24 protein-coding genes, 2 pseudogenes and 1 riboswitch are annotated in these 22,525 nt (G+C 72.2%); of the genes and pseudogenes, 14 read left to right on the forward strand and 12 right to left on the reverse strand.

The genetic code is table 11. The annotated features are described in order from the left end of the window. The first annotated feature begins 103 nt into the window (after positions 1-103). Positions 104-442: a MerR family transcriptional regulator gene (locus ACFVZW_RS25095; RefSeq protein WP_361968811.1), complete on the forward strand. Its 339-nt coding sequence runs from the start codon at positions 104-106 to the stop codon at positions 440-442. 212 nt (positions 443-654) lie between these two features. Here ACFVZW_RS25095 and ACFVZW_RS25100 read toward each other — a convergent pair. Beyond that, positions 655-982, reverse strand: a pseudogene (locus tag ACFVZW_RS25100) (GNAT family N-acetyltransferase); the annotation flags it as partial. 487 nt (positions 983-1,469) lie between these two features. Between ACFVZW_RS25100 and ACFVZW_RS25105 the strand changes: the two are divergent. Together ACFVZW_RS25105 and ACFVZW_RS25110 are read left to right on the forward strand one after the other, a co-directional pair. Beyond that, positions 1,470-2,384: a DUF1206 domain-containing protein gene (locus ACFVZW_RS25105; RefSeq protein ID WP_384525272.1), complete on the forward strand. Its 915-nt coding sequence runs from the start codon at positions 1,470-1,472 to the stop codon at positions 2,382-2,384. A 237-nt stretch (positions 2,385-2,621) separates the two neighbouring features. Then, positions 2,622-2,861, forward strand: coding sequence for a hypothetical protein (locus ACFVZW_RS25110; protein ID WP_384525274.1), 240 nt, complete (start codon positions 2,622-2,624; stop codon positions 2,859-2,861). Between the two features lie 328 nt (positions 2,862-3,189). Here ACFVZW_RS25110 and ACFVZW_RS25115 read toward each other — a convergent pair whose 3' ends face one another. From ACFVZW_RS25115 to ACFVZW_RS25130, 4 genes are all read right to left on the reverse strand, one after another. Beyond that, positions 3,190-4,458, reverse strand: a complete 1,269-nt coding sequence (locus tag ACFVZW_RS25115) for an ATP-binding protein (protein ID WP_384525277.1) — start codon at positions 4,456-4,458, stop codon at positions 3,190-3,192. A 186-nt stretch (positions 4,459-4,644) separates the two neighbouring features. Further along, the gene (locus tag ACFVZW_RS25120; RefSeq protein WP_384525279.1) at positions 4,645-4,815 is read right to left on the reverse strand and encodes a hypothetical protein; all 171 of its coding nucleotides are present in this window, start codon (positions 4,813-4,815) and stop codon (positions 4,645-4,647) included. 30 nt (positions 4,816-4,845) lie between these two features. Continuing rightward, positions 4,846-5,202 carry a PRC-barrel domain-containing protein gene (locus tag ACFVZW_RS25125; RefSeq protein WP_384525282.1) on the reverse strand — a complete coding sequence of 119 codons (357 nt, stop codon included), beginning with the start codon at positions 5,200-5,202 and terminating at the stop codon, positions 4,846-4,848. Next, positions 5,199-5,693 (reverse strand): DUF5994 family protein, encoded by a 495-nt coding sequence (locus tag ACFVZW_RS25130; RefSeq protein ID WP_384525284.1) that lies wholly within the window; start codon positions 5,691-5,693, stop codon positions 5,199-5,201. The genes ACFVZW_RS25125 and ACFVZW_RS25130 overlap by 4 nt, the downstream gene beginning before the upstream one ends. A gap of 282 nt (positions 5,694-5,975) precedes the next feature. Between ACFVZW_RS25130 and ACFVZW_RS25135 the strand changes: the two genes are divergently transcribed. From ACFVZW_RS25135 to ACFVZW_RS25150, 4 genes are all read left to right on the forward strand, one after another. Then, positions 5,976-6,524 carry a DUF5994 family protein gene (locus tag ACFVZW_RS25135; RefSeq protein ID WP_384525286.1) on the forward strand — a complete coding sequence of 183 codons (549 nt, stop codon included), beginning with the start codon at positions 5,976-5,978 and terminating at the stop codon, positions 6,522-6,524. 4 nt (positions 6,525-6,528) lie between these two features. Continuing rightward, positions 6,529-6,738 (forward strand): hypothetical protein, encoded by a 210-nt coding sequence (locus ACFVZW_RS25140; protein WP_384525289.1) that lies wholly within the window; start codon positions 6,529-6,531, stop codon positions 6,736-6,738. A gap of 104 nt (positions 6,739-6,842) precedes the next feature. After that, positions 6,843-7,109 carry a hypothetical protein gene (locus ACFVZW_RS25145; protein ID WP_384525291.1) on the forward strand — a complete coding sequence of 89 codons (267 nt, stop codon included), beginning with the start codon at positions 6,843-6,845 and terminating at the stop codon, positions 7,107-7,109. A 41-nt stretch (positions 7,110-7,150) separates the two neighbouring features. Beyond that, positions 7,151-7,423, forward strand: coding sequence for a hypothetical protein (locus ACFVZW_RS25150; RefSeq protein ID WP_141303074.1), 273 nt, complete (start codon positions 7,151-7,153; stop codon positions 7,421-7,423). Between the two features lie 174 nt (positions 7,424-7,597). Here ACFVZW_RS25150 and ACFVZW_RS25155 read toward each other — a convergent pair whose 3' ends face one another. After that, a complete protein-coding gene (locus ACFVZW_RS25155) occupies positions 7,598-8,428 on the reverse strand; it encodes a hypothetical protein (RefSeq protein ID WP_384525294.1) in 831 nt (276 codons plus the stop codon). 390 nt (positions 8,429-8,818) lie between these two features. On the opposite strand from ACFVZW_RS25155, the pseudogene ACFVZW_RS25160 reads away from it, so the two are divergent. Next, positions 8,819-8,977: pseudogene (locus ACFVZW_RS25160) on the forward strand (pentapeptide repeat-containing protein); the annotation flags it as partial. On the opposite strand, the gene ACFVZW_RS25165 reads toward ACFVZW_RS25160, so the two are convergent. Genes ACFVZW_RS25165 through ACFVZW_RS25175 form a run of 3 tightly spaced genes read right to left on the reverse strand, consistent with a single transcriptional unit; the run spans position 8,953 to position 10,456 of the window. Next, positions 8,953-9,477 carry a GNAT family N-acetyltransferase gene (locus tag ACFVZW_RS25165; protein WP_384525297.1) on the reverse strand — a complete coding sequence of 175 codons (525 nt, stop codon included), beginning with the start codon at positions 9,475-9,477 and terminating at the stop codon, positions 8,953-8,955. The pseudogene ACFVZW_RS25160 and the gene ACFVZW_RS25165 sit on opposite strands and share 25 nt — an antisense overlap. Positions 9,478-9,520: 43 nt before the next feature. After that, positions 9,521-10,111 (reverse strand): helix-turn-helix domain-containing protein, encoded by a 591-nt coding sequence (locus ACFVZW_RS25170; RefSeq protein WP_384525300.1) that lies wholly within the window; start codon positions 10,109-10,111, stop codon positions 9,521-9,523. A gap of 45 nt (positions 10,112-10,156) precedes the next feature. Beyond that, positions 10,157-10,456 carry a hypothetical protein gene (locus tag ACFVZW_RS25175; RefSeq protein WP_384525303.1) on the reverse strand — a complete coding sequence of 100 codons (300 nt, stop codon included), beginning with the start codon at positions 10,454-10,456 and terminating at the stop codon, positions 10,157-10,159. A 162-nt stretch (positions 10,457-10,618) separates the two neighbouring features. Between ACFVZW_RS25175 and ACFVZW_RS25180 the strand changes: the two genes are divergently transcribed. Then, positions 10,619-11,362 (forward strand): PP2C family protein-serine/threonine phosphatase, encoded by a 744-nt coding sequence (locus tag ACFVZW_RS25180; RefSeq protein WP_384525306.1) that lies wholly within the window; start codon positions 10,619-10,621, stop codon positions 11,360-11,362. Between the two features lie 3 nt (positions 11,363-11,365). On the opposite strand, the gene ACFVZW_RS25185 is transcribed toward ACFVZW_RS25180, so the two are convergent. After that, positions 11,366-12,664, reverse strand: a complete 1,299-nt coding sequence (locus ACFVZW_RS25185) for a hypothetical protein (RefSeq protein WP_384525308.1) — start codon at positions 12,662-12,664, stop codon at positions 11,366-11,368. A gap of 184 nt (positions 12,665-12,848) precedes the next feature. On the opposite strand from ACFVZW_RS25185, the gene ACFVZW_RS25190 reads away from it, so the two are divergent. Beyond that, the gene (locus ACFVZW_RS25190; RefSeq protein ID WP_384525345.1) at positions 12,849-13,808 is read left to right on the forward strand and encodes a D-2-hydroxyacid dehydrogenase family protein; all 960 of its coding nucleotides are present in this window, start codon (positions 12,849-12,851) and stop codon (positions 13,806-13,808) included. Positions 13,809-14,075: 267 nt separating this feature from the next. Here the strand turns inward: ACFVZW_RS25190 and ACFVZW_RS25195 are convergent, their stop codons facing one another. Next, positions 14,076-14,252: a hypothetical protein gene (locus ACFVZW_RS25195; protein WP_384525311.1), complete on the reverse strand. Its 177-nt coding sequence runs from the start codon at positions 14,250-14,252 to the stop codon at positions 14,076-14,078. On the opposite strand from ACFVZW_RS25195, the gene ACFVZW_RS25200 reads away from it, so the two are divergent. From ACFVZW_RS25200 to ACFVZW_RS25210, 3 genes are all read left to right on the forward strand, one after another. Then, a complete protein-coding gene (locus ACFVZW_RS25200) occupies positions 14,251-15,204 on the forward strand; it encodes a nucleoside hydrolase (RefSeq protein WP_384525313.1) in 954 nt (317 codons plus the stop codon). The genes ACFVZW_RS25195 and ACFVZW_RS25200 overlap by 2 nt on opposite strands. A gap of 99 nt (positions 15,205-15,303) precedes the next feature. Then, a complete protein-coding gene (gene abc-f / locus ACFVZW_RS25205) occupies positions 15,304-16,923 on the forward strand; it encodes a ribosomal protection-like ABC-F family protein (RefSeq protein WP_384525316.1) in 1,620 nt (539 codons plus the stop codon). Then, positions 16,920-17,399, forward strand: a complete 480-nt coding sequence (locus tag ACFVZW_RS25210) for a hypothetical protein (protein ID WP_384525319.1) — start codon at positions 16,920-16,922, stop codon at positions 17,397-17,399. Before abc-f ends, ACFVZW_RS25210 begins: the two co-directional genes overlap by 4 nt. Positions 17,400-17,445: 46 nt before the next feature. Here the strand turns inward: ACFVZW_RS25210 and cobN are convergent, their stop codons facing one another. Continuing rightward, the gene (gene cobN, locus ACFVZW_RS25215; RefSeq protein ID WP_384525322.1) at positions 17,446-21,054 is read right to left on the reverse strand and encodes a cobaltochelatase subunit CobN; all 3,609 of its coding nucleotides are present in this window, start codon (positions 21,052-21,054) and stop codon (positions 17,446-17,448) included. Positions 21,055-21,088: 34 nt separating this feature from the next. Further along, positions 21,089-21,232, reverse strand: a riboswitch (cobalamin riboswitch). 51 nt (positions 21,233-21,283) lie between these two features. On the opposite strand from cobN, the gene ACFVZW_RS25220 reads away from it, so the two are divergent. Further along, positions 21,284-22,516 carry a cobalamin biosynthesis protein CobG gene (locus ACFVZW_RS25220; protein ID WP_384525325.1) on the forward strand — a complete coding sequence of 411 codons (1,233 nt, stop codon included), beginning with the start codon at positions 21,284-21,286 and terminating at the stop codon, positions 22,514-22,516. Positions 22,517-22,525: the final 9 nt, after the last annotated feature.

Here is a 22,525-nt window from a genome sequence, read left to right on the forward strand (position 1 = left end):
CGGGCTTATTTTCGGGGCGGTTGTGTTTTTTTTTTTTTGGGGGGGGCGTGGGTGGCCGTCTCCCCCCCCGCCGCCCCTCCATGCGTTTCCCAGAGAGGTGCAAATGACAGCAGATGACTCGTACGGCCGTCTCGACGACGACGACTACCCCGCCTACACCATGGGCAGGGCCGCCGAAATGCTCGGCACCACACAAGGATTCCTCCGCGCCATCGGCGAAGCCCGCCTCATCACGCCGCTGCGCTCGGAAGGCGGCCACCGCCGCTACTCCCGCTACCAGCTGCGCATCGCCGCCCGCGCCCGCGAACTGGTCGACCAGGGCACCCCCATCGAGGCCGCCTGCCGCATCATCGTCCTCGAAGACCAGCTCGAAGAGGCCCAGCGCATCAACGCCGAATACCGCCGCGACGCCACATCCGACGCGCCGCCGGACTCGGCTTGAGGTGAGTCCGCTCCTCGTCGGCATCAACCGACGGGTGCAACCCGAAGGCTTGGCGGCGGATTATTCACGAGCAGAAGCCCGCGCGAGGTCCGCCCCCATGTCAGCACTGCGCGTGGCCTGGTAGATGCCGTATGCCCGGCCTGCGCGGAGCACGTTGCGCGTCAGTCAGCGCTGTCGAGGCCGGGTCGAGAACTCATGTCCGGAGTCGCGCGTCAGGCCGTCGACGCCTGTCGAGACTGCTCCGACTCGGTCCGGGAGAGTTCGTACTCGACTTCACCGTGCTCGGAGCCCTCGATCTGCTCCGGCCGGTCCCCGGTGAAGTTCCGAACGAGGGACAGGCCCGACTTTTCCATGACGCGACGGGATCGGGTGTTGACGGCCATGGTGTTGGCGGTGACCCGCTCGACCTCCAGGTCCGTGAACCCCCTTGTGAACCAGGGCTTGGGACCCCTCGGTGGCGTAACCGCGTCCCCATGCCGCCTGGTTCAACCGGTAGCCGAGTTCGACCACGGCAGGGCTGTCCTCCTCCAACGGCCGGAACTACAACCTTCGACCGCAGAGCTCCAGGGGCGCTCGCCGGATACCCCAAGGGGGGTCGGGTCGGTGTCCCGGCCTCGGTGAGCGGCTCGCTGCCCTCGGAGGCGAAGGCCGACACCCAGGATGATCCCGACGGTCTGCGGGAGAGCGAAGCCGGCCACGTAGCCGCCGCCCCGCAGAGTGGCGTCGAGGACACTCATGAACGTCCCCCGATCTCCCGGAGTAACTCCGGGTCCCTGTACGCAGGGCGGGTCCGCATCTGGACGTGACTTCCGGGATGGGACAGCCCTAACGTGGAGAGACAGGGAACAGACCTGGGGATGGCGTCATGCCCGTCAGCCTCGGATTCCCGGTCCTGGCCGGCGTGGCACCGCGGTCCGCAAACTGCGGGCGTGCCAGGGACGCCGTCGGACACCGGCTCTGACCTGCGGCGCCCGCCCCGGCCGACGGTTCGCTGTTCAGTGGGGTCCGGCCCATGGAGGTGCCAGGCATGGAGCGCAGTCAGGACAGTGCGGCTCAGCCCAAGTCGCGGGGGCGGCGTGTGGCCGACAGTCGTGCGGTGGAGGTCGCGTCCAGGGTCGGGCTCTGTGCCCGGGGAGTGATCTACGTACTGGTGGGGATTCTGGCCGTGCGGATCGGCCTCGGCAGCGACAGCGGCCAGGAAGCCGACCGGTCCGGCGCGGTGGGGACCCTCGGCGAGCAGCCGTTCGGCCGGGCTCTGCTGTGGGCGCTGGTGGTGGGGCTGGCGGCGATGGCGCTGTGGCGGCTGGCCGAGGCGGCGTTCGGACAGACGGTGGAGGGCGGCGACAAGTGGAGCCGGCGCCTGGGCTCCTTGGGGATGGCGGTGTTCTACACGGTGATCTGTATCGGCGTAGCGCAGACGGCGCTGGTCGGCGGATCCGCCGGCGGCCGCCCCGGTGACGAGACGTCCAAGGAGTACACCGCCAGGGTGCTGGCCTGGCCGGGCGGCCGGGTGATCGTCGGCGTGTTCGGGGCCGTCCTGATCGTCGTGGGCGCGGTGATACTGGTGCGCAGCCTGATGCGGAAGTTCGAGGAGAATCTCCGGACGGAAGAGATGCGCCCGGCGACACGGCGGGTTGTCGCAATACTGGGCATCGTCGGCGGCGTGGCATGCGGCGTGGTCGCGGCCGCGGCCGGCCTGTCCGTCCTGTTGGCCGCGGTGCGGTACGACCCCAGCCAGGCGAAGGGCCTGGACGAGACGTTGCGTTCGTTCGCCGCCACGCCCGCGGGGCCTGCCCTGTTGATCGCCGCCGCTGTGGGTCTCGTGCTGTTCGGCCTCTACTCGTTCTGCGAAGCCCGCTGGCGCAAAGCCGCTGCGCACGAGACTACGGCTGAACAGCCGGCCGGGTCTGCGGGCTCGGGGACACGCCCCAGTGCGTCCTAGCCAGGGGAACTCGTCCGGCGGCGTGGGCCGTTCATCTCTGTTCGGGCGGTTGCGCCGCACGTCCCGCCGTGTGCGTGCCGGGCGCCGATGGATACAGGTGAGCGATCTCGACCTGTGGCAGCGTTCGCTGGGCTTCGCGGCGCTCGGGTTCCTCACACTGGGTTCGAGTTCAGCGAGCGCGAGACGCCCTCATGGGCAGGCGATCCCAAGCTCAGCTTCGAGCTCCGCGCCTCGCACATGTCGGAGCTCCCCTATCTCTTCGACTTCCAGCTGCCCCTGTTCGAGAAGCTGACGGAGAAGCAGGAACGCCTCGGCAAGCGGATGACGGACACCTGGGTGGACTTCGCCGAGTCAGGGAAGACGGATTGGCCGAGCTTCCGCAGCGGCGGCTACGTGCAGTCGCTGGCCTCGGGGCCGTGGAAGCGTGCGGAGTTCACCAAAGACCACGACTACGCGTTCTGGAAGAACCTCCGCTGACGCCAAGCGTCGTCCCGCCGACAGAGGTGCCTGGGACGCCGGGCAGCACACGACTCGTGCCACTACGTGCCGGTCAGGGCGGTAAACAGCGGTCAACACGGGGGTTCCGCGGGCATCGGAACTCGGCTCCGCAGCGGACGTTTTCGCAGGTCACCAGGGTTTCAGACCCCCGAGTGCCGAGTGATTCCCAAGCTTATAGCGCGGGTTCGATTCCCGTCATTCACTCTTCTATGAAGGCCCAGGTCGGCGACCTGGGCCTTCGTCGTTGTCTTCGGGCTGCATTCGCCGGTGACGGCCGGCCGGGAACTCGGCGACGCCGAAGGGCGGTCTAGATGCGGGCGAACTTCTCGGTCTGGTGGACGAGTTCCTGAGCCATGGCGGCGCTGACCGTGGGTCTGGTTTCGCCGATCGTGCGCAGGTAGTCCTCGGTGGTGGGGCGGGCCCGGGCTCCGGTGTCGAAGGTGCGCTCGAACTGGACTTGGGAGACGGTGCGCGCCACATGGGCGATGTCGGCGGGGGTGAACCCCTCGCTGGCGGACGCCAGCGCCGCGCTGTCGGCCTCCGCGCCCGCTCGGGTCAGGTAGCTCTCCCACAGCGCGGTCCTCGCGCGGTGGTCGGGCGGACCGATCGGCAGCACGTAGTCGAAACGGCCGTGCCGCAGGAACGCGGGGTCGAGCGTGGTCACGTCGTTCGTGGCGCAGACGAGCAGCCGCCCGTCCTGGCCCCGGAACCGGACGATCGCCTTGAGCAGTTCGTTGACGACACCGACCGCGGTCGCGTCCGCACCGCTCCGGGTCCCCGCGATCTCCTCGACCTCGTCGATGAAGACCAGGACGTGGTCGAGCCGGGCGATCTCGTCGAAGCGCCGGTTCAGCCCGCTCGCCAGGCCGTACTCGGCGGCCAGCCGGGCGGGGAACAGTTCGAGGAACGGCCATCCCAGACGGCTGGCGACCGCATGCGCGAACGTGCTCTTCCCCGTCCCGGGCGGGCCGAACAGCATCACCGCCCGCGGCAGCTCCACGCCGTGCTGGGCGGCCATTTCGGGATGGGCCAGTGGCAGGACCAGGCGCCGCTCGATGAGCTCCTTCTCCCTCTGCATGCCCGCGACCTTCTGCCACAGTCCCCCGGGCGGCAGCTCCGCTCCCAGCGACGCGAGCATGCTGACCGCCTGCGGGGTCACTCGCCCGCGCTTCTCGAAGAAGACCAGGCCCGGACGGGCGCCGAAGCCGCAGTTGTGCAGGGCGGTGGCACCGGTCTCGCCCTCGGGCAGGACCGCGTGCACCGTTCGGACGCCACCGGCGAACAGCCGGTGCTCCAGCGCCGTGATCAGGTCACTGCCCAGCCCCTGGTGCCGCCAGGCAGGCGCCATGCTGATGCGCAGGATCCACGCCCGGTCACCCTCCACCCTGCTCACGGCGGCGCCGACCACCTCCTCGTCCGCGGTGGCCACCACCGCCGGGTGGGGAGCCTGGAGGGCCGCCACGGCGTCCGAGAGCGGAAAGAGAGGTGGCTCCTCGGCCGTACCGCTCTCCGCGTCGACTCGGAGCACCGCTTCGAGATCGTCCTGGGTGTAGTCCCTGACACGCCAACCCGTCATGGTCAGCTCCGCGTGTTCGGCCGTACTCCCATCATCGGCCGATGGGCGCGGGAAGCGCATGCCGGGCGAACGGTGCGGTCCAGGACCTCCACGGCGACGCCGGTGCCGCGGGCCGCCCGTGAGCCAGTCCCCGGGCCGGCCCGGGAGCTTCGTCGCTGTCCGTACCGACTCGCCCCGTGCGTCGGGTCACCGGACCGGGCCGTGGCGGGCGGAGCGGCGCGTGCGCAGAGCGATGTAGACGAGGTCTGCCACGAGCAGCGCGATGCCGATGAACAGCAGGAAGAGCAGTCCGTCGACGACGGCGCCGATGAGGCCCAGCACGATCGCCACGATGATCAGGGCCAGGAAGAGCGACACGAGGGTCACCTCCTCGGTCGGTCGGGGGGCTCAGCGGCGGGCCAGCTGCCGTTCACCGTTCGCCCCGGGCTCGTACGGAAGGTCGTAGTGCCGGAAGACCGCTTCCTCGTCCCCGGCGGGAAGGACGTCGTCGGTGTCGATCGAAGGGCACCGCTTCACCAGCGCCTTGTCGTGGACGACCTTCACATAGCCCGGCCCCACCATCGCCCCTTCCAGAGGGACGAACACCAGACGGTGCCGGGTGGGCAGGCCGATCCGGATCGTGGCCATGGCCGGCTCGTCGGTGCTGGTGTCGACGTAGATCGCCTCCAGCTCTCCGATCCTGTGGCCCCGCGTGTCCACCACGTCCTGGGTTCGCCACTCACGGATGTCCGCCATCTGGATCATGCCGACTCCTCGCGGTCGGTCGCTGGTTCGGGAAGCGTGGCGACGAGGATCTCGGCGGCCTGGGTGACGTTGTCGGCTCGGACCGCACGGGCCATGGCGTCACGTGCCGCGTCGGGCGTCGTGTCCGGCGGCACCACCATCAGGGCGAAGTGGTCGCTGTCGCCTCGGGTGATGAGGACGGTGTCGTCGCCGACGGGGAAGGAGTCGAGGTGCACGACACGGTCGTCGACGACCACACGAGTCGGGACCTCCTCCCAGGCGGCGGTGTCGAGGCCGACCCGCGTGATGGGACCGAGGTGTCCGGTGAGCACCTGGATCAGGGCGGGCAACTCGGCCGCGATGTGCCGGGAGCGGGGCCACCACGCGCCGTCGAGGACGCCTTCGCGCGCGGGTGTCGTCTGCAGCCGAAGCAGAGCCGTGCCGGGTTTCACCACTCGGTGGATCTCGTCCGGAAGGAGCTTCGGAGGGGTGGGAGTGTCGGATTCGGCCATGGTGGTCCGCCTGCCTGCGTGGGGTCGCCGACACCTCATGGCCGGCGCGATACCGCCGTGGTCTCACGGTACTCCGCGTGCCTGCGGTCACGCCCGCGACCACCGACCGGGCGGTGTTCCCGGGCGGAAATCAGCTGGTCGGAAAGCGCTCGTCCGACCCCGGCGCGGAGTACGCTGAAGGTACCGGGAGTAACCCGAACACCCGCTCCCATGCGGACGTCGTTTCCGGCGATCAAGACACTGGGCCGCCCTGCAGGGCGGCCCGGAGACGGGTCCGCGATCATGATCACCTTCGCACCCCCTCTTTCGGCGCGCCTGTCGCTGACACCGAAGACCACACTCACCGGCCTGTTGGACGGTGCTTGGTGGCCTCGTTCGCGTGACCTCGCAGCCGAGCTTCCGCCCCTGGTCGACGCGCTGGAAGGGCAGTACGGACGCATCACACGCGTCACCGTGAACCCCACCCGCTGGCCCGTCGTCCCGCACAAGGTCCCTGCCACCGGGCACACCGTGCACGTCGGCTGGTTCACCGAACAGGATCCCGACAAGATGATCCTGCTCTCCTACACCGTCGGCCGCTGCGACCTGCTGGTGATCCCGCCCGAGACCGAACCCGCCGCAGCCGCCCGGCTGATGACCGCCGCCGCCATCCCCGGCAGCAGCCTCACCGCCGGTGTCCTGATGTCCGACGAGGCCGCGACCGGCCGCCGTATGCGGGACGCCGGAAGCAGCGAGGACGCCTGGGAGACCGAAGGCGGGTCCGCCCCGCCGCTCCGGCACCCGGTCGTCGGAGCGCGGATGATCCCCCTGCCGGGGACCCCACGGAGGTGACGTCATGGAGACCTTGATCGCGCTCGCGGCAGGCGCCCTCCTGATCGCGCTCGGCATGCGCCTGATCCACCGGCTCAACGCCCAGCACGACGCACGCATCGCGGCCTACCACTTCAGCGACCCCTTCCCGGCCATCGCCCGTCCACCCGGCCACAGCCACCACACACCGACGGGGCAAGCCTCCCGCCGCAGGCTCACGGGCACCTGGCCCTGAGCACCAGGACCATTCCTCCGACCGAAGGCCGCGGGTGGGGCACCCGACACCCGGGACAACCCACCCGCCAGGCCTCTCGCTCGCCCGTGAAGGGACCACACCCCTTGTACCCCACCGACACCGCGGTCCTGCCCTCCGCCGGACACGCCGAGATCCGTATCGTCGCCGCCACCCCCGAAGCCGCCCGCGCGGTCGCCCAAGTGATCCGCCGCTCCTTCGCCGGGGCGGAACAGCGCAGCTATCCCGTACCCGAAGGCGGCACACGGCTGCACCTCACCGTGGACACCGGATCCGGCGCGGAACCCGCCCTCTCGTGGCTCGCCACCAGCAGACCGTCCTCTCGCACCGGCACCCACGTCGACGAGGTGTGAGGAGCGTCGGCCGTTCCTCACCCGCATGAAAGGACTCGGTCATGGCGACACTCCGCGAGCGACAGGTCTACCGCGAGCGGGTCCTGACCGCCCTCTACGAAGCCACCGAAGGCAACCGTCTCCTCGGAGTCCCGGGGCGGAAGCTGCGGAACGACCTGCGCATCCCGGAAGAGGACCTGGCCGCCGCATGCACGTACCTGGCCGGCGAGGACCTGATCACCGTCGACTGGGAACCCGGCAACACACCCGCGATGGTCTCCCTGACCCACCAGGGAATCCGCCGCATGGAGGCCGAAGAGGAGGAACGCGGCTGAGCCGGACTGCCCGATGACCCGCTCTGCCTCTCAGCCTCTCCAAGCCCGCAGTCGTACAATTGAAGACGGATCGAGCACGCTCACGTGTGACGATCCGGAAGGGCGGCCTCGGCGGAGTGAATGCGCTGGGGCCGTTGTGACGACCGCCGCCACATGAGACCCACGCGCCCGACGTCATCTCGCCGCCCGGTGCTGGTGGCCCACCTCTCGCGCGAGGTCCAGTCCGAGGACGCGGTCGAGAAAGGCGAACGTCTCGAACTTGGCGCCTGCCGGTACGTCGGCGCGCGCCGCCAGGGTGACCAGCGCGTCCAGGACGGCGGGGACGCCGAGATCATCGGCCAGCACGGCATGGGCATGTCGCAGCACGTCGGCGGGGATCGGCCGGGACGGCTCCTGTGCCCAGTCGGCCACCTGCTGCCGCCAGTCCGCCAGCGTCCGCCGGGCCTCGTCGAGCGCCGTGCTGGTGACCACGACCGGCGCGCGGTAGGCGTGGCCGAGCATCAGCATCCTCACGGCCAGCGGATCGGTCCCCTCCGGGGCGACGGCGTCCAGGAGCGCCGGGGCCAGGAAGTGGGCAGGGTCCGGGACGCCCCCCTCCCCGGATGCCGGGCCGACTTGGCCGACGTCGATGCGGACCCCGCCGACCGTGTCCTGCGCCGCGGTCCCGTGCGCGTGGACGTGCACGTCGGCAGCGGCGCAGAGCGTTCCGTTCGGATGGTGGACACCGACGGTGGCGGGCGGGTGGACGCCAAGAGCGGACATGGCGCGCTCAAGCGCCTGGGCCCGCTCCGGCGGCAGGTCCGGCGTGGTGAGGAACGTGCGGGACTGCAGGCCGTGCAACTCCGCTGTGCGCGCGAGTACGTCACCGGCCAGGAGCGCCCGCAGGTCCACCATGCCGATGCCGGCGTCACTGACCGGCAGGTGGACGCAGATGCTCAGCAGATGGCGGCTTACGGAGGGAATCTCCGCGAGGTGGCCGGTACGGGTGTCGACGATACGCAGCATGATGCGGAGGCTAGTCGCGGAAACCGCCGGCACCGGGGAGGACCTGACCAGGCGTCCGATATCGGCGGGACAGCGAGCGCGTTCCCCGTCCGTGCCCTCGGCAGCGGCGAACGGCGGTGGACTCGGGCGCGGAGGTGGTGCGCGGCCGGCCCTGGCGGGGCGTCTGCTGGCCATCGACGGAGCCCGGCCGTCGGTTGGGTCCCGGACGTGCCTCCGGGCCGCCCCCAGACAGGCCGGGGATGCAACCATTCCCTTCAGAGCTGGAACCCCCGGACGCCGACCGCGCGCTCGCGACCATAGCCGCGGGCACTGACAACACCCCTGTCATCGGTCGGCCGTTGAGCAACGAGCGTCCCATGACCGACCGACCGGAGTCGGGCGAGGTTCGTCGGCGCCGAGCTCACCGACGCCGACCTCTCGCGGGCGGACCTGTCGGAGGCCGTGCTGATCGCGGCGAGGGCCGAGGGGACGGTCCTGACCGACGCGATCCTGGAGGGCGTGCGGCGCCGGCGCCCTGAGGCGGCTCAGGAAGGCATGAGCTCCTTGTAGAAGAAGCTGCAGTCCTGGAGGGCGCCCGTGGGGTCGGAGGCGTACGCGGGCACCTTGCCGAAGCGGGTCCAGCCGGTCGTGGCGTAGAGGCGGTCGGCCGTGCTGTCGGTCTCCGTGTCGAGCAACAGCAGGGTGACGCCCGCCTCTTGGGCGGCCCGTTCGGCCGTGGACAGCAGGCGGCGGGCCAGGCCCTGGCCCCGGGCCTTCCGGTGGACCATCAGCTTGACGATCTCGGCGCGGTGGCGGCCGTTGGCCTTGGGTTCGAGGGCCAGGCTCACCGTGCCGACGATGCCGTCGGGGGTGTGGGCGGCCCAGACCTTCAGGGTGCCGGCGTCGAGCGCGGACCGCCGGGTGCGCCACCAGGCGGCCGCGTCCTCGTGGCCGAAGGGCTGGAGGAAGCCCAGCGACGCGCCGCTCGCGACGGCGTCGACCAGGACGTCGGCCAGGCCGTCGACGGCGGTGCCGAACGCTTCGGGGGAGAGATGGGTGATGGTGGGCATGGCGTCGGTTCCTCGGTTCCTCTGGGTTCTCGGAGCGGCACGCTCAGGGCAGGACGATCAGCAGCGCGTACCGCACCGGATCCGCGCCCAGGCAGCGGAAACGCGAGCGTCCCCAGAGCCGGAACCGCAGACAGTCCCCCGCCGCCAGCTCGTGCGCGCGGCCGCCCTCGGTCACCTCCAGGGCGCCTTCGAGGACCCAGATGTGCTGTTCGAGACCCGCGACCGGGGGCCCGTCGTACGCGATGTCCGCCCCCGGCCCCAGCACCCCCTCGACGAGCTCGCCGCGCAGCCCCGGATGCGGCGGCGACACCGAGCGGCGGATGAACCCCGCGGACTCGTCCCGCCACACCTCCTGCTGCTCGGCGCGGACCACCAGGGGCGGCTCGGACTCCACCTCGGCGAGGAGCTGGGACATCGTCAGCCCGTACGCCGCGCACAGCCTGCCCAGCAGGACGGCCGTCGGGCTCAGCTCGACCCGCTCCAGGCGCGACAGGGTCGACCGGCTCGCTCCCGTACGGCCGGCCAGGTCGTCCAGCGACCAGCCGCGCTCCGTCCGCAGCTCGGCGAGGCGGCCCGCAAGGCGGGTGTCGAGCGCGGTCGGCCCGGATTCGGCACCTGATCCCACTGATCCCATATCCGGGAATCTATCTCAGATACGGGATCCACTTCCAGAGGTCTCCTACGGCGCCAGCCGGCTGAACGCCACCTCGAAGCGCTCCACCGACACCACCCGCTGCCCCTCGCGCTGCGACGACTCGTCCCGTACCTCGGCCGCCCGGTCCTCACTGGCCACCATCGATGCCTCGTCCTCCCACAAGGTCAGCGACGTGGCCTTCCCCGTGGCGCGGTCGACGAGGTAGTACGCGCCCCGGAACCCCGGAAGGGTCTCCACCAGCTTGACGATCACCTCAGACTTGGCGGCCAGGTCGCCCTCCGGCGGTACGGGTGATCCCTGGTACGTGCTCAGCCTCGCGTACATCGACGGACGTCCTTTCCTCGGCGGCCAGGCAGCTCAGCACCAGCGTGCGACGACGGACCGCGCCCCGCATGTCAGCGCGGGACAATGGGGACGAGGAGGGCGCGGGGAGGACACGAAGAGAGGCCGGGGAGCGCGCGCGGAGGGCGTGAGGAGGCGGACGTCGTGACGCCGTACATAGCCGTGACCGCCCTGAGCCATGCGGGGCTGCTGCGCGACCACAACGAGGACAGTCTCGTCGTCGGGCCGTGGACGCTCTGCGGGACGGTGACCGACAGCCCCCAGACGATGCTGTTCCCCCTCGACCGGCCCCTTCTCGTCGCCGTCGCCGACGGGCTGGGCGGGCAGCCGGCCGGTGAGGTGGCCAGCGGTCTCGTCGTGCGCCGGCTCGCCGCGCTCGGCCCGGCCCTGGTCGGCACGGACGCCATGGGCGAGGCGCTGGAACTGTGCAACCGGGCCGTGTACGCGGCCGCCGACGGCCGCCCCGACCTGGCCACCATGGGGACCACGGTGGCTGGCACGCTCGTCCTGGAAGGGTCGCTGCTGTCGTTCAACGTCGGCGACAGCAAGGTGTACAACGCGGCGCCGGCCGGGCTGCGCCAGGTCAGCGTGGACGACAGCCCGCCGCCCCCGCCCGGACAACGCACCACCTCGGCCGTCCTCCAGACCCTCGGCGGCAGCCACACGTACAACGCCGTCACGCCCCATGTCGCGAGCTTCCCGCTCTCCCTCGGCGACCGCTATCTGGTGTGCAGCGACGGTCTCACCGACCCGGTGCCCGACGAGGAGATCGAGGACCTGCTGCGGGTGCACGACGACGGCAAGGCGGCCTTCGAGCTGTGGAAGGCCGCCATCGAGGCCGGCGGACCGGACAACATCACTCTCGCGCTGGTCCGCGTGGGGGACTGACCCTCAAACGGGCTCCCGCTCGGCCTCCTTCCCCTCCCCCGCGTCCTCATCCGCCAGGAACTCCATCACCGCCAGCGCGAACAGCAGCGCCAGCGCCAGGCCCAGGACCACCCAGCCCGTCGGATGGCTCCAGATGATGTACACGACGACCGCCGCGGCCACCAGGATCCAGGTGATCCACGTCCGGTGCCGGCTGACGAACGGGCCGACCGGGCCCGTCCGCATGCCCACGCGGTCGGCCGTCTGACGCATGGCCCGGATGCCCGAGTGCCACAGCTGACGGACCACCGTGGCCCATCGGCCGGGGCCGGAGAGCCAGGCCGCGAGCGCGAGGACCACCCCGAGGACCACGACCATCCTGATCGTCGTACGGAGGAGACGGATCAGGGCGTCGTAGACGGACTCGGCGGCCGCCTGCGAGACGGTGTCGGGCAGGGCGTTGAGATAGACCGTACGGAAGACGGTCAGGCCGACGGCGAGAACCAGGGCCGCGGCGACGAAGCCGAGCGCCGCGGCGATCAGGGAGCGGCGCCGGTGGGTGGAGAGCAGCACACCGGCCGCGGCGAGCAGGACGGCGATGACCGGCAGCCAGAAGCCCATCAGTTCGAGGAGCCGGAAGCCGGTCTTCACCTTCCCGATGTCGTCGGCCTTGAGGATGGTGAAGTCGGTGTGCACCTCGGGGATCTTCTCGGCGACCGAGAGGCCGGACTCGACGAGGCGTTGCTTGACCCGTTCGATGACGGGCGCGAGGTCGAGCGTCACCGTGTCGTTCTTGATCTCCACCGCGCCCTCGCCGCTGCCGGTCAGGGCGCGGACGACCGAGGTGTGGATCGCGCGGTTGGCGTCGGTCCAGACCGTCTCGAAGCCGTCCGAGGCGACGATCTCCTCCGCCTTGTCGTGGACGAAGCTCTGCACCGCGCTCTCGAGGGAGTCACCCAGACGGCCCAGCGCCCGCGCCAGGAGCGGGCGTTGTTCCGGGGCGACGCCCTCCAGGAGGTCTTGGAGGTCGATGTGTTCCATGACCGCGCCGGTGACCCGGTTCGCCACGGCGGCCTGGATGTCCGGGTCCGAGGCGAGCGGTTTGACCGTGGCGACGTAACGGTCGGTGTCACCGACGATGTCGGCCGTCCAGGCGGCGACGATGCCCAGCGGGGCGAGCACGCAGCCGAGGACGATCAACAGCGCGGCGAAGAAGGAGCGCAGCCGGTGGCGGCGCACGGGCGGCCGCCCGGCCTCCGCCTCCAGGGCGGCGACCCGCGCCCGCAGCGCCTCCAGTTCGCGGTCGGAGTCTGGTGTGTTCATCCCTCCGCTTTCCCGAGCATTCGCCGAAATCGCTATGAATCATGCCAATTCTCCGAGCGGGTGGTGGGTTTGTCGCTCCGGGCTGGGCCGATCGCGCCCCGGCACCCGGATGCCGCAGCACCGGAGGGCGGGCCACGGACCCTGTCGCACGATCGGCCGTCCGCGCGATCATGGGGGCATGGTCATGAAGCTGCGCTGCGCCGTACTCGACGACTATCAGGGCGTCGCCCTCTCCTCCGCCGACTGGAGTCCGCTCGCCGACCGCGTCGACGTACGCGTGCTGCGCGAGCACCTGACCGACCGGGACGCGCTCGTCGCCGCGATCGAGGACTGCGAGATCGTGGTCGTCATGCGGGAACGGACGCCGATGGACGCCGAGTTGCTGAAGCGGCTGCCGCGACTGCGGCTGATCGTCACGTCCGGGATGCGCAACGCCTCGATCGACCTGGCCGCCGCGGCCGGACTGGGGATCACCGTCTGCGGTACGGCCAGCAGTTCCGAGCCGCCCGCCGAGCTCACCTGGGCCCTGATCCTGGGCCTGGCCCGGCAGGTGCGGACCGAGGCGCAGGCGCTGCGCGAGGGCGGGCCCTGGCAGTCGACGGTCGGGATGGACCTGGCCGGCCGGACCCTCGGGCTCGTGGGCCTCGGCAAGATCGGCGGCCGGGTCGCCCGCATCGGGCTCGCCTTCGGCATGGACGTCCTCGCCTGGAGCCCGAACCTGACACGGGAGCGGGCCGCGGAGTGCGGCGTCACCCTCGCGCCGGGCAAGCGGGAACTGATGGAGCGCAGCGACATCGTCTCGCTGCACATGGTCCTCTCCGACCGCACCCAGGGGCTGATCGGCGAGGCCGAGCTCGACGCGATGCGCCCGTCCGCGTACCTGGTGAACACCTCCCGCGCGGGGCTGGTCGACGGCGAGGCGCTGCTGCGGGCGTTGCGCGAGGGCGGGATCGCGGGGGCGGGGCTCGACGTCTTCGCCACCGAACCGCTCGCCGCCGACGACCCGCTGCGCACGCTGCCGAACGTCCTCGCGCTGCCGCACCTCGGGTACGTGACGGAGGGCAACTACGCCCGCTACTTCGGACAGGCGGTCGAGGACATCGAGGCGTATCTGGCGGGGACGCCGGTACGGACGCTGGGGTAGGGGGCGCCGCCGGGTCGGGGCCCGGCACGGACGCCGCGCCGGGTGGTGCCCAGGGCGCCGGTACGGACGCCTGGGTACGGCCGCCGGTCGGCCCGAGCCGGACGCCCGCCGCGCCGGGTGGTGCCCGGGGCGCCCGGACGGCCGCCTGGGTACGGACGCCGGTCGGCCCGAGCCGGACGCCCGCCGCGCCGGGTGGTGCCCGGGGCGCCGTTACGGACGCCGGGGCGGGGCCGGAGTCGGCACCGACGCCAGGCCCCCGCACCGCGCCTACGGCCCCGCGAGGCTCGTCCGGACCAGTGACAGGAGCTCGTCGTCCGTGAGGCCCAGCGTCCGGGCATCCGCCACGACCGCGTGGACGCGCTCGACGAGGCGGGCGCGGTCCGGGGCCGGGGCGTCCGGCACGAGGAGTGACGAGCGGGCGGCCGTGTGGGACGGTGGACGCATGCCGGTACCCGTGATCCTCGACTGCGATCCCGGCCACGACGACGCCTTCAACATCCTGCTGGCCGCGGCCCATCCGGCCGTCGACCTGCTGGCCATCACGACGGTGGCGGGCAATCAGACGGTGGAGAAGACCACCCTCAACGCCCGTCGGGTGTGCGCGGTCGCCGGCATCCACGGGGTGCCGATCGCGGCCGGCCGGTCCCGGCCGCTGCACGGCGCACCGCTGGTCGCCGAGAACATCCACGGCGGCTCGGGGCTCGACGGGCCCGGGTTCGGCGAGGGCGAGCCGGACGTGCCGCAGGATCCGCGCGACGCCCTCACCCTCACCCGGGACATCCTGCTCACCCAGCCCGCGCCCGTGACGCTCGTCCCGACCGGACCGCTGACCAACATCGCGACGCTGCTGCTGGCCCATCCGGAGCTGACGCAGCGGATCGAGCGGATCGTGCTGATGGGCGGGTCGACCGGGCGCGGGAACACCACGCCGGCCGCCGAGTTCAACATCCTGTGCGACCCGGAGGCGGCGGACATCGTCTTCGACAGCGGGGTACCGATCACGATGTTCGGACTCAACGCCACCCATCAGGCCCAGGCGACCCCGGACGTCATCACCCGTATCGCCGCGCTGGGCACGCCGCTCGCCAAGCTCTGCATCGAGCTGCTGACCTACTTCGCCGCCACCTACCGCGAGGTCTACGGCTTCGACGCACCGCCGCTGCACGATCCGCTGACCGTGGCGCATCTGATCGACCCCTCGCTGATCAGCCTGGTGCGGGCGGCGGTGACGATCGAGCTGACGGGTACGCACACGCGCGGGGCGACGGTCGTGGACCTGGACGGCGTGACGGGCCGCCCGGCCAACGCGGAGGTGGGCATGGAGGTCGACGTGCCGGGCTTCTGGGACCTGATCGTGGAGGCCGTGCGGGTCCTGGGCGAGCGCTCCCCGGACTGACGAGACGGAACGTCTTGCGGAATGACGAGCGACCCCTTATGGTCGAGATACGCGAGACGAGACGTCTCGTATCATTGTTTCCAGGCAAAGGATCCGCCCTTGTTCCGTGTCCAACTCACCGACGTCACCAAGCGCTACGACGACCGGCTCGTCCTCGACCGGGTCTCCCTCACCGTCCGGCCCGGCGAACGCGTCGGCGTCGTCGGCGACAACGGTTCCGGGAAGTCCACCTTCCTCCGGCTCCTCGCCGGACTGGAGCGGCCCGACAACGGCACCGTCGCCGTGGACTCCCCCGGCGGGCTCGGCCACCTCGCCCAGACCCTCGACCTCCCCGGCACCGCATGCGTCGGCGACGCGGTCGACCGCGCGCTCGCCGACGTACGGAAGCTGGAGCGGGCGATCCGGGCCGCCGAGGCGGAGCTCTCCGTACTACCGGCGACCGAGTGGGGGTCCCCCCGGGGCGAAGCCCTAGGGGGAGAGTACGCCGCCCTTCTCGCCGCGTACGAGGCACGCGGCGGGCGGGACGCCGACCGCCGGGTCGAGACGACCCTGCGGCAGCTCGGCGAGCGGGAGCCGCTCGACCGCGACCGGCCGCTCGGCACGCTCTCCGGCGGGCAGCGCTCCCGGCTCGCGCTCGCCGCGACCCTGGCCGCCGACCCCGAACTGCTGCTGCTCGACGAGCCGACCAACGACCTCGACGACGAGGCCGTCACCTGGCTGGAGGAACGGCTGCGCACCCACCGGGGGACGGTCGTCGTCGTCACCCACGACCGGGCCTTCCTCGACCGGGTCACGACCGCCGTCCTGGAGGTGAACGGCGAGCTGCGCACGGTCCGCAGATACGGCAACGGCTACGCCGGCTATCTGACCGGCCGGGCGGCCGAACGGGCCCGGTGGGAGCGGGAGTACGAGGAGTGGCGGGCCGAGACCGCCCGGTACGCGGCGCTCGCCGACGCGAACATCGACCGCTTCTCCGCCATCCCGCGCAAGGCCCCGGCGTCCTTCAGCGGGGCGGGCGCCTTCCGGGCCCGGTCACGGGCGCACGGCGCGATGAGCAGGATCCGGGCCGCCCGCGAGAAGCTCCAGCGGCTCACCGAGAACGCGGTGGCGGCGCCGCCGGACCCGCTGCGGTTCACGGCCGGCATCGAGGGCTCGGCGGGCGCGGTCGCGCTGACCGACGTACGGGTGGAGGACCGGCTGCGGCTCGACTCCCTGCACCTGGCGCCCGGCGAACGGCTCCTGGTCACCGGCCCGAACGGCGCCGGCAAGACCACGCTCCTCAAGGTCCTCGCGGGCGAACTGCCCCCGGACGGCGGGACGGTGACGACCCCGCCCCGGGTCGGGATGCTCCGCCAGGACACCGATCTGCCGGACGACCCGCGAACGGTCGCCGCGGTGTTCGGGGAGGACCGGGAGGAGGAGCTGCTACGGCTCGGACTCTTCCGGGCCGCCGATCTGTCCACGCCGGTACGGGAGTTGTCGACCGGCCAGCGCCGCAAGCTGGAGCTGGCCCGCCTGGTCACCCGCCCGTCCGATCTGCTCCTCCTCGACGAACCGACCAACCACCTGGCCCCCGGCCTGGTGGAGGAGCTGGAGGCCGCCCTCGCCACCTATCCGGGCACCCTGGTGATCGTCACCCACGACCGCCGGATCCGAGCCGGCTTCCGGGGCCGCCGGCTCGAACTCGCCGCGTGGGCTAGCGCACCGTGTCCGGCGTGAAGGGGGGCTGCTCGAAGGTCGGTACGGGGATCACGATCACGTCGTCCCCCGGCGTGTACGGCGGAGGCATCTCCGGCGTGGGCAACGGACGGTCCGGCGCCGGGACCGGGTTGGGCCCGGAGTTCGGGTTCTGTGGCTCCGTCCGCGACCGGGTGCCGGACTTCCGCTTCGCGCTCGCCTTCGGGCGCGGTGACACGTACGCCGTCGGCGGCGGGGTCGTACGGGTCGCGGACGGCGTCGCGGACGGGCTCGCCGACGTCGACGCACTCGGCGAAGGCGTCGGCGTCACCGTCGGTGACGCCGAGGAGGCGGAAGGGGAACCGGACGGGGACGAGGGACGCTTCCGGTCCCCGTCCGTACCGCCGTCCCCGCCGCACCCGCTCAGTACCAGCCCGGCCAGCAGCGCCACCGCCGCCGGACCGGATCCTCTTCCGCCGAGGGCACGCATGCCCCTCACCCCACCCCTGGAGACCTGATCCGCACGTTCGTGCGGCCGGAATCGTACCGTCGGCGGGCGGGCCGTCAGCCCTCGCCGTCGTCCTCCAGGTCGCCCTCCGTGTCCAGGAACACCTGGCGCAGGGCCGCCAGGGTCTCCGGGTCCGGCTTCTCCCACATGCCGCGGGACTCCGCCTCCAGGAGGCGCTCCGCGATGCCGTGCAGGGCCCAGGGGTTGGCCTCCTTCAGGAAGGCCTGGTTCTCCGGGTCGAGGACGTACGTCTCCGTCAGCTTGTCGTACATCCAGTCGGCGACCACACCGGTCGTCGCGTCGTAACCGAAGAGGTAGTCGACCGTCGCCGCCAGCTCGAACGCGCCCTTGTAGCCGTGGCGGCGCATCGCCTCGATCCACTTCGGGTTGACCACCCGGGCGCGGAAGACCCGCGAGGTCTCCTCGACCAGGGTCCGCGTGCGGACCGTCTCCGGGCGGGTGGAGTCGCCGATGTACGCCTCGGGCGCCGAGCCCGTCAGCGCGCGGACGGTCGCCACCATGCCGCCGTGGTACTGGAAGTAGTCGTCCGAGTCGGCGATGTCGTGCTCGCGCGTGTCCGTGTTCTTCGCGGCCACCGCGATCCGCTTGTACGCCGTCTCCATCTCCGAGCGCGCCGGACGCCCTTCGAGGCCGCGGCCGTAGGCGTATCCGCCCCACACCGTGTACACCTCGGCGAGGTCCGCGTCCGTACGCCAGTCGCGCGAATCGATCAGCTGGAGGATGCCCGCGCCGTACGTACCCGGCCGCGAGCCGAAGATACGGGTGGTCGCCCGCCGCTCGTCGCCGTGCTCGGCCAGGTCGGCCTGCGCATGCGCCCGTACGAAGTTGTCCCCGGCCGGCTCCTCCAGCGAGGCGGCCAGCCGTACGGCGTCGTCGAGGAGCCCGATGACGTGCGGGAACGCGTCCCGGAAGAAGCCCGAGATGCGCAGCGTCACATCGATGCGCGGACGGCCCAGCTCGGCGAGCGGGATCGGCTCCAGGCCGTTCACCCGGCGCGAGGCGTCGTCCCAGGTGGGGCGGATGCCCAGCAGGGCCAGCGCCTCGGCCACGTCGTCGCCCGCCGTGCGCATCGCGCTCGTGCCCCACAGGGAGAGACCGACGGAGGTCGGCCACTCTCCGTTGTCGGAGCGGTAGCGCTCCAGGAGCGAGTCGGCGAGCGCCTGACCGGTCTCCCACGCGAGACGGGAGGGGACGGCCTTGGGGTCGACGGAGTAGAAGTTCCGGCCGGTCGGCAGCACGTTCACCAGACCGCGCAGTGGCGAGCCCGACGGCCCGGCGGGCACGAAGCCGCCGTCCAACGCGTGGACGGCATGGGAGAGTTCGTCGGTCGTGGCGGAGAGCCGCGGGACGACCTGCTCACAGGCGAAGCGGAGCACGGCCTGGACATCGGCGCCGTACGCGGCGGCGACCGCCGGGACCGCGTCCACGGACCAGTCCGCCGCCTCCATCGCCTCGACCAGCTCGCGCGCCGTCGCCTCCGCCTCGTCGGCGGTGGTCCGGGTCGCGGCCGACTCGTCCAGACCCAGGGCCTCGCGCAGACCCGGCAGGGCCTGCGTACCGCCCCAGATCTGCCGGGCGCGCAGGATCGACAGCACGAGGTTCACCCGCGCCTCGCCGACCGGCGCCCCGCCGAGCACGTGCAGACCGTCCCTGATCTGCGCGTCCTTGACCTCGCACAGCCAGCCGTCGACGTGCAGCAGGAAGTCGTCGAAGCCGTCGTCCTCCGGCCGGTCCTCCAGGCCCAGGTCGTGGTCGAGCTTCGCCGCCTGGATCAGCGTCCAGATCTGCGCGCGGATCGCGGGCAGCTTGGACGGGTCCATGGAGGAGATCTGCGCGTACTCGTCGAGCAGCTGCTCAAGACGCGCGATGTCGCCGTAGGAGTCGGCGCGCGCCATCGGCGGCACCAGGTGGTCGACGAGCGTCGCGTGCACGCGCCGCTTGGCCTGCGTGCCCTCGCCCGGGTCGTTGACCAGGAACGGGTAGATCAGGGGGATGTCGCCGAGCGCCGCGTCCGGGCCGCAGGCGGCCGACAGGCCCGCGTTCTTGCCGGGCAGCCACTCCAGGTTGCCGTGCTTGCCGAGGTGGACCATCGCGTCCGCCCCGAAGCCGCCGTCCTCGGCGCGCGCCGCGATCCAGCGGTAGGCGGCCAGGTAGTGGTGGGACGGCGGGAGATCGGGGTCGTGATAGATCGCGATCGGGTTCTCGCCGAAGCCGCGCGGCGGCTGGATGAGGATCAGCAGGTTCCCGCGCCGCAGCGCGGCGAGGACGATGTCGCCCTCCGGGTTGCGGGACCGGTCCAGGAACATCTCGCCGGGCGCCGGGCCCCAGTGCTCCTCGACGGCCTCGCGCAGTTCGGCCGGGAGCTGGGCGTACCAGCGCTTGTAGTCGGCGGCCGGGATGCGGACGGGGTTCTTCGCCAGCTGCTCCTCGGTGAGCCAGTCCTGGTCGTGGCCGCCGGCCTCGATCAGGGCGTAGATCAGCTCGTCGCCGTCACCGGAGACCAGGCCCGGGATCTCCTCGACCGGACCGAAGTCGTAGCCCTCCTCACGGAGGCGGCGCAGCAGCGCGACGGCGGAGGCGGGGGTGTCGAGGCCGACCGCGTTGCCGATCCGGGAGTGCTTGGTCGGGTAAGCGGAGAGGACCAGAGCGAGCTTCTTCCGCTCGTTCGGGATGTACCCCAGGAGCGCGTGGCGGACCGCGATCCCGGCGACGCGGGCGGCGCGCTCGGTGTCGGCGACGTACGCGGGCAGCCCGTCCTCGTCGATCTCCTTGAAGGAGAACGGGACGGTGATGAGCCGGCCGTCGAACTCGGGGACGGCGACCTGGCTGGCGGCATCCAGCGGGGAGAGACCCTCGTCGTTCTCCTCCCAGGCCGAACGCGAGCCGGTGAGGCAGAGCGCCTGCAGGATCGGTACGTCGAGGGCGGCGAGCGCGCCCGCGTCCCAGGCCTCCTCGTCGCCGCCGGCCTGCGCCTCGGCGGGCTTGGTGCCGCCGGCCGCGAGGACGGTGGTGACGATCGCGTCGGCACCGCGCAGGCGGTCGAGCAGCTCCGGCTCGGGGGCGCGCAGGGACGCGACGTACAGCGGCAGGGCCCGGGCGCCCTTGTCCTCGATCGCCTCGCAGAGGGAGTCGACGAAGGCGGTGTTCCCGCTCATGTGGTGGGCGCGGTAGTAGAGCACGGCGACCGTCGGGCCGTCGGTCGTGCGGGGCGTGCGCTCCAGCGGGCCCCAGGTCGGCGCGGCGGCCGGGGCGTCGAAGCCGTGGCCGGTGAGCAGCACGGTGTCGGAGAGGAAGCGGGCCAGCTGCTCCAGGTTGGCCGGGCCGCCGTGCGCGAGGTAGGCGTGGGCCTCGGTGGCGACGCCGACGGGGACGGTGGAGGTCTCCATGAGCTGGGCGTCGGGGGCCTGTTCGCCGGAGAGCACGACCAGCGGCTTCTCCGCCGTCCGCAGCGCCTGCAGGCCCTCTTCCCAGGCGCGCAGACCGCCGAGGAGGCGGACGACGACGAGGTCGGCGCCGTCCAGGAGCCCGGGCAGGTCGTCCAGGGCGAGGCGGGAGGGATTGGCGAACCGGTACTCGACGGGGCCGCCGGCCGCGCGGGCGCTGAGCAGGTCGGTGTCGGAGTGCGACAGCAACAGAATTCGCATGCGTGCGCAGGCCTTCCTCGGGGTTGTCCGCGCCCCGGGTGGTCGTATGGACGGCAGGAGTTCCTGACTCACCCGGCCGCGGGTGCGACCTGGCTCACAGTGGCGGGACCGCGCCGGATTCTCACCGGGCTTCCTCCCCGGGGTCCTGGGACCCCATGCCGTCTGCATAGTAGATCGTGCTCACGGCGGGCAGGGGTCGTCCCCAGGGGTCGCCCGGATCCACGTGGGTATGCTCGCCGCCATGCCGCCCACCCCGCCCACAACGCCCAACCGGGGCGAAGCTCTCATACGGGACCGTGGCGATGCCTGCCCCGGCGCGCTGCGCCTGCACCCCGCCGACGACGGCGGCCTGGCCCGACTGCGCCTGCCCGCAGGGCTGTTGACGGCACATCAGGTCGAGTCCCTGGCGTCGGCGGCGGAGTCTTTGGGCGACGGCCGCGTCGCGGTCACGTCCCGGGGCAACGTGGAGCTGCGCGGTCTCGACGGGGGCTGCGGAGCGGAGCTGGCGGACCGGCTGACGGAGGCGGGCCTGCTGCCCTCCTCCACGCACGAACGCGTCCGCAACATCGTCGCCTCCCCGACCGCGGGACTGGACGGACTCGGCCACGCGGACGTGCAGTTGTGGGCCCGCGAACTGGACGCGCTGCTCTGCGCGGCCCCCTGGACGGCTGCCCTGTCGGGCCGCTTCCTCTTCGCCCTGGACGACGGCCGCGGCGACGTGGCGCGGCTGGGCGGAGATGTGACCTTGATCGCAGGAGGGCGGTCGGTCCGGCTCCGGGTGGGCGACCGGGTCTTCCGGGTCGCCACCGCCGACGCCCCCCGCGCCGCGCTCGCCGCCGCCGGGGCCTTCCTCGAAGCTGCCCGCGACGCCGGGAACGGGGCCTGGCGGGTGCGGGAGCTGCCCCAGGGGCAGCAGCCGGACCTCGCCGCCGCGCTCGCGCGGGCCGGGGTCGACGCCCATCCCGTCGTCCCCGCACCACCGCTGCCGCATGCCGCGCCGCCCCGGCCCGGACCCCTCGGCGGGAACGCGCTGCACGTGCTCGCGCCGCTCGGGCGGCTGACCGCCGCCCAGCTCCGCGCGCTGCTGCCCGCCGACGAGGTACGGCTCACGCCCTGGCGCGGGGCCGTCGTCGTCGGGGCCTCCCGCACCCGGCTCCCCGCGCTGGACGCGGCCGGGCTGATCACCCGCCCCGACGACCCCTGGGTCGGCGTCGGCGCCTGCACCGGGCGGCCCGGCTGCGCCAAGTCCCTCGCCGACGTCCGCGCCGACGCCGTACCCGGCGCGCCCGGCCTCCCCGTCCACTTCTCCGGGTGCGAGCGCCGGTGCGGCCACCCCCAAGGCGCCCCCGGCACCTGGGTCGACGTCCTCGCCACCGCCGAGGGCACCTACCTCGTGGACGGCCGCCCCACCCCCCGTACCTCCCTGACCGAAGCAGTCGCAACGGCCCGCACAACGAGATGAGCGAGAACG

Source organism: Streptomyces sp. NPDC059567, from assembly GCF_042735655.1.
In the GTDB taxonomy this organism is placed as follows: Bacteria; Actinomycetota; Actinomycetes; order Streptomycetales; family Streptomycetaceae; genus Streptomyces.